Source organism: Paraburkholderia sp. SIMBA_030 (assembly GCF_046535245.1).
In the GTDB taxonomy this organism is placed as follows: Bacteria; Pseudomonadota; Gammaproteobacteria; order Burkholderiales; family Burkholderiaceae; genus Paraburkholderia.
Genome location: NZ_JAWRXB010000058.1, coordinates 1 through 1638, shown reverse-complemented (window position 1 = coordinate 1638; position 1638 = coordinate 1). Strand labels below are relative to the sequence as shown.

At 68.5% G+C, this 1638-nt stretch carries 1 protein-coding gene; it reads left to right on the top strand.

Features of this window, described 5'->3' with window-relative positions; all coding sequences use genetic code 11:
• Positions 1 to 36 precede the first annotated feature (36 nt).
• A partial coding sequence (locus SB772_RS38980; protein WP_410838387.1) for a beta strand repeat-containing protein occupies positions 37 to 1638 on the top strand: 1602 nt, incomplete at its 3' end.

The following is a 1638-nucleotide window of genomic DNA, read 5'->3' as shown; positions in this document are numbered from 1 at the left end:
GCGCACTGGACCAGCAGCTTCAGCGCCGTCGAAGGCGTGAACACCGTGCAGGTCCGGCAGACCGATGTGGCCGGCAATGTCTCGGCGGCGACCAGCTTCAGCTTCACGCTCGACACGGCCGCCGCCGCGCCGGGGGTGGCGCTCGCCACCGACTCCGGCAGCAGCGCCACCGATCACGTGACCAACGCCGGTACCCTGACTCTCGGTGGTGTCGAAAGCGGCGCGACGGTCGAGTACTCGACCGATGGCGGCCACACGTGGAACACCAGCTTCACCGCTGCGGAAGGGACGAATGATGTCCAGGTCCGCCAGACCGACGTGGCCGGCAACGTCTCGGCGGCAACGGGCTTCAGCTTCACGCTCGACACGTCGGCTGCCGCGCCCGGGGTGGCGCTCGCGACCGACTCGGGCAGCAGCGCCACCGATCACGTGACCAACGCCGGTACCCTGACCCTTGGTGGTGTCGAGAGCGGCGCGACGGTCGAGTACTCGACCGATGGCGGCTCTACATGGAACACCGGCTTCAGCCCGGCCGAGGGCCTGAATAGCGTCGACGTCCGGCAGACCGACGTGGCCGGCAACGTGTCGGCGGCAACCAGCTTCAGCTTCACGCTCGACACGGCCGCCGCCGCGCCCGGGGTGGCGCTCGCCACCGATTCGGGCAGCAGCGCCACCGATCACGTCACCAACGCCGGTACCCTGACCCTTGGTGGCGTCGAAAGCGGCGCGACGGTCGAGTACTCGACCGATGGCGGCTCTACATGGAACACCGGCTTCAGTCCGGCCGAGGGCCAGAATAGCGTCGAGGTCCGGCAGACCGATGTCGCCGGCAACGTGTCGGCGGCAACCAGCTTCAGCTTCACGCTCGACACGTCGGCTGCCGCGCCCGGCGTGGCGCTCGCCACCGACTCGGGCAGCAGCGCCACCGATCACGTGACCAACGCCGGTACCCTGACTCTCGGTGGTGTCGAAAGCGGCGCGACGGTCGAGTACTCGACCGATGGCGGCCACACGTGGAACACCAGCTTCACCGCTGCGGAAGGGACGAATGATGTCCAGGTCCGCCAGACCGACGTGGCCGGCAACGTGTCGGCGGCAACCAGCTTCAGCTTCACGCTCGACACGTCGGCTGCCGCGCCCGGGGTGGCGCTCGCCACCGACTCGGGCAGCAGCGCCACCGATCACGTCACCAACGCCGGTACCCTGACTCTCGGTGGTGTCGAAAGCGGCGCGACGGTCGAGTACTCGACCGATGGCGGCCACACGTGGAACACCAGCTTCACCGCTGCGGAAGGGACGAATGATGTCCAGGTCCGGCAGACCGACGTGGCCGGCAATGTCTCGGCGGCAACCAGCTTCAGCTTCACGCTCGACACGTCGGCTGCGGCGCCCGGGGTGGCGCTCGCCACCGACTCCGGCAGCAGCGCCACCGATCACGTGACCAACGTCGGTACCCTGACCCTTGGTGGCGTCGAGAGTGGCGCGACGGTCGAGTACTCGACTGATGGCGGCTCTACATGGAACACCGGCTTCAGCCCGGCTGAGGGCCTGAATAGCATCGAGGTCCGGCAGACCGACGTGGCCGGCAATGTGTCGGCCGCAACCAGCTTCAGCTTTACGCTCGACACGTCGGCCGCC